The sequence below is a fragment of the Shuttleworthella sp. genome, assembly GCF_057251025.1.
This window is the reverse complement of record NZ_DBHIDN010000022.1, coordinates 21,851-28,648: the sequence shown is the minus strand read 5'-3', so window position 1 is coordinate 28,648 and position 6,798 is coordinate 21,851. Positions and strand designations below refer to the sequence as shown.

Genomic DNA, 6,798 nt, shown 5'->3' with positions numbered 1-6,798 from the left:
TTTACTGGCTTTGCCGCATTATATTTTTTATTCAACTATCAAAGACGGGATTATAAACATTTATGACCCGGCATCAAGCAAATCGCCGCAATATATTCTGATAATTATTTTGTTTATCTCTGTTTTATTTGATAAGTAAACCCCTCTCCGATCCCCTATAATAGAGATACCTACGGATTTATTTTATGGAGATTACGAACCTATGCTTGCTTCCCAAGGACCCTTTTCTTCCTCTTCCGCCACTGCGGGCCACTCCAGCACTTCCTCCGCCCCCCATCTTCCCGGGTCCGCCTTTGTGACCGGAGCCTCCGGCGGAATCGGAGCGGCGATCGCAAGAGCTCTGGCCAAGGAGGGCTACCAGCTGACCCTTCTGGGGCATGAATCCGGCCGGGCCCTGGAAGCCCTGGCCCGGGAGCTCTCCCCTCTTCAGTCGAATCCGGAAGGTCCTCTCTCCCTCCTCGGCGACATTGCGGATCCTACATTCGTCCGGGAGGCGGCCCAGAAACACTTGGATGCCTACGGGTCCGTCGACCTGATTGTCAACAATGCCGGCATCGCCTGGCTTGGCCTGATCACAGAGATGAGCATTGCGGACTGGCAGCGTGTCCTGGACGTCAATCTCAGTTCCCTCTTCTACACAACCAAGTTCCTGGTCCCCTCCATGATCCGGTTCGGCCGGGGACAGATCATCAACATCTCCTCCATGTGGGGGCGGGTCGGTGCCTCCTGTGAAGTCGCCTATTCCGCCTCTAAGGGCGCTGTCAATGCCTACACCATGGCCCTGGCCAAGGAGCTTGCCCCCTCTCATATCCGGGTCAACGCCCTTGCCTGCGGCATGATCGACACCCCCATGAATGCCATGCTCTCCGAGGAGGACAAGGCCGCCATGATTGAGGATATCCCCGCCGACCGGATGGGAAGGCCGGAGGATGTGGCCTGTGCCCTGGTCGCCCTCCTGTCCTCCGGCGACTATCTGACCGGTCAGGTGATCGGTCTCGACGGAGGATACATTTGACATTGCATGTCATGCAATCCTATGATTTATCCTGTAACTGTACTGCCTGCCGTGCAAGCTTTCTGTAAACTGAACCTGTTCTTTTACAGAGAGGAGCAGGGCTATGGGGCGCAGAGAATCAGCGGGTTTGAATTCATTCAAATACCATGATATTACCAAAGACCCCGAGCGTCTCAGGCGCGCTGCTCTTCTGGCGAAAAACCTCAATTACCTGACTCTGCGTCACCCGGTCGGGAAGAAGGAGCTGGGCGCCTATGTCGGGGTTCGTTACGAGACGATTACTCGCTACTACCGGGGGCAGATTCTTCCCACTCCGGAGAAGGAGACCAGGCTTGCCGCTTTCTTCGGCATCCGACCGGAAGATCTCTACTCCGCGGACCGGATCATCCCGGCGGAACTGCGCGAGCTGGATCCAGACCGCCTGCACGACGCCCTGGACAAGCACCTGACCCGCTACTACCAGCTCTCTGACCGCTCCCGAAAGCAAGTAGACCTGCTGACAGAAGACCTCTACTGGCAGGAGCGAATCGACCGGCTCTCGCCCACATCCGACAAGGGACTTGGGACCTACCCCGACGATTCGTCCGCTGACTTGTAGACAGAAAGGATATCAGGAGATTTTACATGGTAAAACACATCATTCTCTGGACCTTAAAGGACGCATATGATGGGCCCGAAAAGGCCCGCATCAAGCGGGATATCAAGGAGGGCCTGGAGGGGCTGATGGGACAGATCCCCGGTCTGCTCGAGATCAGAGTTCACGCCGAGGGCCTTGAGACTTCAAACGCTGACCTCATGCTGGAGGCTGCCTTTGAGAACTTTGAAGCTCTGAAGGCCTACGCCGTTCACCCGGCCCACCTGGCGGTTGCAAACGGCAGAGTCCGTCCCTACACCGCCTCGAGAGCCTGCCTGGATTATGAACTCTGACAGACGCCGCAGACAGGACCCGAATATAAGAGACGATATCCTGCATATAGGAGGTGGGTCATGAGCAAGATCGGTGATTATGTGAGAATCAAACGCCGGGATCTGGGTCTCACCCAGGAGGAATTTGCCATTCAATCCGGCCTGGGTCTTCGCTTCGTAAGAGAACTGGAGCAGGGCAAGAAGACTGTCCGCATGGACAAGGTCAATCAGGCCCTCTCCTTCTTTGGTATGGAGGCAGTGGCAGGCCCCATCTCTGAGGCTTCCGCCCCGGATATCCTCCCCTCCCCTGTAAGGGCCGGGAAGAAGAGGACCTCTGCCTCTGCCTCCTCTTCCTCATCCGCGCCGGCACCCACTCGCCGGCCACTGAAAAACCCGCCTCATCCGCCTCAGGAAGAAAAAGAAGAAGAGATCTGGTTACTCTGAGCCTTCTTCCACCGGGCGCTTCTCTCTTCGCAGGACCGCATAGCCCCTGCTTCCCAGCAGGAAGTCCCCTCGGCGGTCCTCTAAGCGATTCTCCATCAGGATGCTTGCATTCTGCAGGCAGTCACTCAAATCAACGGTATCCGGACTGTTATTCAGACAGACAATGATCTCCATCTCCTTGTCGCCGCGGGAGAAGATATAAAGGCCCCTGTCGTTCTTTCTCACCAGCCTGTAATTGCCGTAGACAAGAAGCGGATACTGCTTCCGCAGACCGGTCAGCTGTCGGAAGAAGGCGCTGAGGCCCTCGCCCTTTCTGTCCCAGGCCATGGGCCCCCTTAGGGCATGCTCAGAGTCTCCGTCCATTCCGACCTCATCCCCATAGAAGACACATGGAACCCCGGGTGACATGAAGAGGAAGACCTCCGCCAGTTTAAAGCGGTCCTCATCCCCCCGGCATTCGGACAGAAACCGGCTCACATCATGGCTGTCAAGCAGATTCAACTGGACCCGCAGGCTTCCGGTCCGGTAGCGGAGGAGCATCTTTGCGACCCGGTCATGAAAGGCCTCTGTTCCAATGGCGCTCCGCCCAAAGAAGTCCAGGCAGATCCTTCGGAAGCTGTAATTCATGGTGGAGTCGAACATATCCCCGGCAAGCCAGGTCTCCGCGCTCTCCCAGACCTCTCCGATCAGAACGCTCTCCGGATTGGTCTCTCTTGCCACCCGCCGGAATTCCCGCCAGAATTCCCGGTCCACTTCGTTTGCCACGTCAAGCCGCCAGCCGTCAATCCGAAACTCCTGCAGCCAGTACCTGCACACCTCCATGAAGTAATCCCGAACCGCGGGATGCGATGTGTTCCATTTCGGCATCTTCCCATGATAGCCGAAGCAGCTATAGGTCGGCCTCTCCCCCCGCTTGCTCGTCCGGGTCACCGGATAGGAGAGTCGGTAGAACCAATCCGCGTAGGAAGACTCCCGCCCCTTCTCTACAACATCGTCAAATTTATGAAAATCACAGCTGCAATGGTTGAATACCCCGTCAATCACGATTCGCATGCCACGGGCGTGCGCCTGATCGACCAGCTGATGAAATTCCTCGTCCGTCCCCAGATTGGGTGACACGTGAAAGTAGTCCAGCAAGTCATACTTATGGTATTCACCGGCCGTGAAAATCGGGTTCAAGTAGATGCAGTTAAATCCCAGCCCCCGGATGTAGTCAAGGCTCTCCAGGATCCCACGGATCGTTCCGCCTAACCTGCTCTTCAGTTGAATTCCCCTCTCCCAGGGGGTCTCGCCGGGAGCAGGGCAGATCTCCTCCCTGCCGTTTGCGAAGCTGTCGGGGAAGATATTGTAGACGATTGCCCTCTGAAACCATTCCGGCTCCAGGCCCACTTCCTCCCGTCGGATAAAGGGATACTGGTAGCAGTCGTCACATTCTGAGGGTGGTCCCTGCTCGGCTAAGTCCGCGTAATAGCAGACCGTCTCCGCATCGCCGATCAGCTCAAAGTAATAGCAGACGCGCTCGAAGGGGGTCTCAAATGTGGCATCAAAGTAATCGAAGAGCCCCGCAGACAGGATTAAGTCCATCTCCACCGGGAAAAACCTGCTCGGGTCATTGGGCTGGACCCGGTCTCCGTACCATAGAATCACCCGCTTTACATTGCCCCTTGCTGTCCTGAGGCGGATGGTCATATTGGATTGTGTATTGGCAAAGGCATATTGGGACAGGGGAATATGCAGCAGGGCCTCTTTCTTTATCATAACTTCTCTCCTGACTTCTCTCCCGGTTTCAAAACTTTCATTTCAGGGCTTTCATTTCAGATCTTTCCTTGAAGAAACGCTCCGCCTTGCGCGTATCTGCGCTCTTTTTAACCCCAAAAATCTGAATATTCATTTGCTCCTCCCGCAAATCTACACCTTTTACGACAAGGGATCAATGATCTCCCGCCGAACCTTTCGGAAGAAGATGATGGACAGAATCAAAGAAACACCCTCCGCGATGATAAAGCAAAACCAGATGATGTTTAGGTTCCCAAAGAGCGAGAGGACCCAGGCCACCGGCAGGAGGACGAACATCTGCCGCCCAAGGGAGATGACCAGAGAATAGGTGGACTTGGCAAATGCCTGGAAGACGCCTCCAAAGAGGATTCCTACAGCAGCCAGCGGGAAATGGACAGAAATCGTCCGAAGGGCGATGACTCCCATCTCTGTCACCTGCGGGCTCGCATTGAAGATCTTGAGCAGGCTGTTTGGGAAGATCCAGAAGACAAGGGTTCCCGCAATCATAATTGTCGCTGCCAGGAGGATTCCGAAGCGAAGTGTGTCCTTGATTCGCTTCTTCTGTCTCGCCCCGTAGTTGTATGCCAGGATGGGAATGATCCCATTGTTGAGTCCGAAGACCGGCATAAAGAAGAAGGACTGTAGCTTGAAGTAGATGCCGAAAATCGTCAGGCCATCATCCCCGCCCGTATGCCCCAAGATCAGATTCATTCCCCAGGACATGACGGACCCGACCGCCATCATGGCGACGGTCGGAATCCCAACATAATAGATCTCACGCACCATGGCCAGGCGGGGACGAAACACCTTGGCCGGGGACAGGGAGAACTCATGACAGAAGTGCAGGTTCAAGGACAGACCCACAATCGCTGCGGCGAACTGGCCGATCACCGTGGCATAGGCTGCCCCGGCGACTCCCACCTCCGGGAAGGGCCCATGGCCGAAGATCATCATATAGTCCAGGACAATATTGACCAGGGCGCCTGTGATCTGAGAGATCATCGACAGGTGACTGCGTCCGGTAGCCTGGAGCATGCGCTCGAATGTCATCTGCAAGAAGAGGCCTGCCGAGAGACCCAGGACGATGTGCAGATAATCTTTGGCATAGGCAATGGTCTCTGCCTGCGAGGTCTGCCCGTGCACGAAGGGAGATACAATCGTGACGGACAAGAGCAGAAAGAGGATAAAGTTGACCAGGTTGAGCAGGATGCCCGTATTGGCGGAGGCATCCGCCTTACTCCGGTTCTTCTCCCCCAGAGAGCGGGATAGAATCGCGTTGAATCCCACTCCCGTACCGGATCCGAAGGCAATCATCAGATTCTGCAGTGGAAAGGCTACGGTCAGGGCAGCGACCCCGTAGTTGGGATCATACTGTCCGATGAAATAGGAGTCCACAATATTGTAAAGTGCCTGCACCAACATAGAAATCATGATGGGCAGGGACATGGATACCACCAGGGGCTTGATGGCCATGGTTCCCATCTTGTTCTCTTTGAATTCAGCCAAACTTCTGCCTCCTGCTTCTTCTTCCCGGTTGATTTTATCTTATTCCGTTTTTTCTCTTCTTACCTTTTCACTTCTTCCGGCCGATGTCGCTGTGAGTTCCTGCTCCCCATCCTCCCTGGCCAGTTGACGCAGAGCTTTCCTGAGTTCCATGGCCGACAACTTGGTTCCGTAGAAATCTTTCCTGGAGCAGCCGGCTCTTCCCCCGCCGGCGCAGGCACAGGCGCAGGCGCATCCGCCACCGCCACGGTGTATCCATCTTCCATGATATGGCCTGGCCCCGCCCTCTGTGGCGTTGTAGGTATCCTCCAGGCTTTTCCCCCTTCCGTGGAAGCGGATCAGGCCAAAGACCAAAAGGGGACCGGCCAGGACGGCCAGGACCAGATAGGTCGCAAGCGAATCATTTGGTCCGATATTTCTTCCATCAACAAAGGAATAGGCATTCGGTGGATAGGATACACTGACCGTCATCCGCTCCCCCTGCTCCAGATCCGTCTTCTTCGCATGGTAGTAGGATTGATCACCAATTGTCACAGTCCGGACCGACTGCCCATCATCCGTCCGCAGAAAGCCCTCTGTCTTCCGGACCTTGTCCGTTCCCCAGTAGAGATTCATCTCATCCACCGGGGTATCATCAAACCAGCCGGGCGTGAAGCTATAGACCACTTGCTGATTGTCAGGATCCTTCTGGAAAATATTGTACTGGGTCAGGGCAAAGGAGAAGTGGACAATCTCTCCCGCATAATACCTGCGGTCTAAGTCGATGCGGGCATAGTCACCTCCCTTTTCCCTCATATATCGGATCTTCTTGATTGTAGAACTCTCGGCCTCAAGATCCTTGATGTGACGATTGCCGATTCCGATCTTAACCCAGGTCAGGGGGCCGTCCCTATCATCATCCAACACTTTCCAGTTCAGGTCATAGTGAATTCTGGCAGATCCGTCCTCATTCACGGTCAGGCGAATATCATAGCGCAAAATCTCATCCAGGGGATTTGCCTGATAGGCACGGACGCCGCTCCGGGGCAAAAGCAGAGCCAAAAGAAGGACAAGCAGGGCAAGTCCCCCTCTGATATAGCGCTTTTTCTCTCTCCACACTCTCATCATTTTCTCGAACGCATCCCTTTCTCTGATACTCCGGGGCAGGACCCCAG

At 55.1% G+C, this 6,798-nt stretch carries 7 protein-coding genes and 1 pseudogene; 4 read left to right on the top strand and 4 right to left on the bottom strand.

The window, feature by feature from the left end:
• Positions 1-202: 202 nt before the first annotated feature.
• The 4 genes from ACO5R6_RS06265 (at position 203) to ACO5R6_RS06250 (ending at position 2,365) form a co-directional block, all read left to right on the top strand.
• Complete coding sequence (locus ACO5R6_RS06265) at positions 203-1,015, top strand: SDR family NAD(P)-dependent oxidoreductase (protein ID WP_485626335.1); 813 nt, start codon at positions 203-205, stop codon at positions 1,013-1,015.
• Positions 1,016-1,142: 127 nt separating this feature from the next.
• On the top strand, positions 1,143-1,613 hold the full coding sequence (locus ACO5R6_RS06260; protein WP_485626334.1) for a hypothetical protein: 471 nt from the start codon (positions 1,143-1,145) through the stop codon (positions 1,611-1,613).
• A gap of 26 nt (positions 1,614-1,639) precedes the next feature.
• The gene (locus tag ACO5R6_RS06255; RefSeq protein ID WP_485626333.1) at positions 1,640-1,942 is read left to right on the top strand and encodes a Dabb family protein; all 303 of its coding nucleotides are present in this window, start codon (positions 1,640-1,642) and stop codon (positions 1,940-1,942) included.
• A 60-nt stretch (positions 1,943-2,002) separates the two neighbouring features.
• Positions 2,003-2,365, top strand: coding sequence for a helix-turn-helix transcriptional regulator (locus ACO5R6_RS06250; protein ID WP_485626332.1), 363 nt, complete (start codon positions 2,003-2,005; stop codon positions 2,363-2,365).
• Here the strand turns inward: ACO5R6_RS06250 and ACO5R6_RS06245 are convergent.
• The 4 genes and pseudogenes from ACO5R6_RS06245 to ACO5R6_RS06230 all read right to left on the bottom strand — a co-directional run bounded on the left by ACO5R6_RS06245 (position 2,357) and on the right by ACO5R6_RS06230 (position 6,751).
• On the bottom strand, positions 2,357-4,123 hold the full coding sequence (locus ACO5R6_RS06245) for a glycoside hydrolase family 13 protein (RefSeq protein WP_485626331.1): 1,767 nt from the start codon (positions 4,121-4,123) through the stop codon (positions 2,357-2,359). The two genes, ACO5R6_RS06250 and ACO5R6_RS06245, sit on opposite strands and share 9 nt — an antisense overlap.
• Before the next feature lie 61 nt (positions 4,124-4,184).
• Positions 4,185-4,256: pseudogene (locus ACO5R6_RS06240) on the bottom strand (ArsC family transcriptional regulator); the annotation flags it as partial.
• Between the two features lie 26 nt (positions 4,257-4,282).
• Positions 4,283-5,647, bottom strand: coding sequence for an MATE family efflux transporter (locus ACO5R6_RS06235; RefSeq protein ID WP_485626330.1), 1,365 nt, complete (start codon positions 5,645-5,647; stop codon positions 4,283-4,285).
• Positions 5,648-5,686: 39 nt separating this feature from the next.
• Positions 5,687-6,751 (bottom strand): hypothetical protein, encoded by a 1,065-nt coding sequence (locus ACO5R6_RS06230; protein WP_485626329.1) that lies wholly within the window; start codon positions 6,749-6,751, stop codon positions 5,687-5,689.
• Positions 6,752-6,798: the final 47 nt, after the last annotated feature.

Coding starts and splice junctions, on each gene's coding strand:
- ACO5R6_RS06265 (WP_485626335.1), top strand. CDS start 203: ATGCTTGCTTCCCAAGGACCCTTTTCTTCCTCTTCCGCCACTGCGGGC.
- ACO5R6_RS06255 (WP_485626333.1), top strand. CDS start 1,640: ATGGTAAAACACATCATTCTCTGGACCTTAAAGGACGCATATGATGGG.
- ACO5R6_RS06250 (WP_485626332.1), top strand. CDS start 2,003: ATGAGCAAGATCGGTGATTATGTGAGAATCAAACGCCGGGATCTGGGT.
- ACO5R6_RS06245 (WP_485626331.1), bottom strand. CDS start 4,123: ATGATAAAGAAAGAGGCCCTGCTGCATATTCCCCTGTCCCAATATGCC.
- ACO5R6_RS06230 (WP_485626329.1), bottom strand. CDS start 6,751: ATGATGAGAGTGTGGAGAGAGAAAAAGCGCTATATCAGAGGGGGACTT.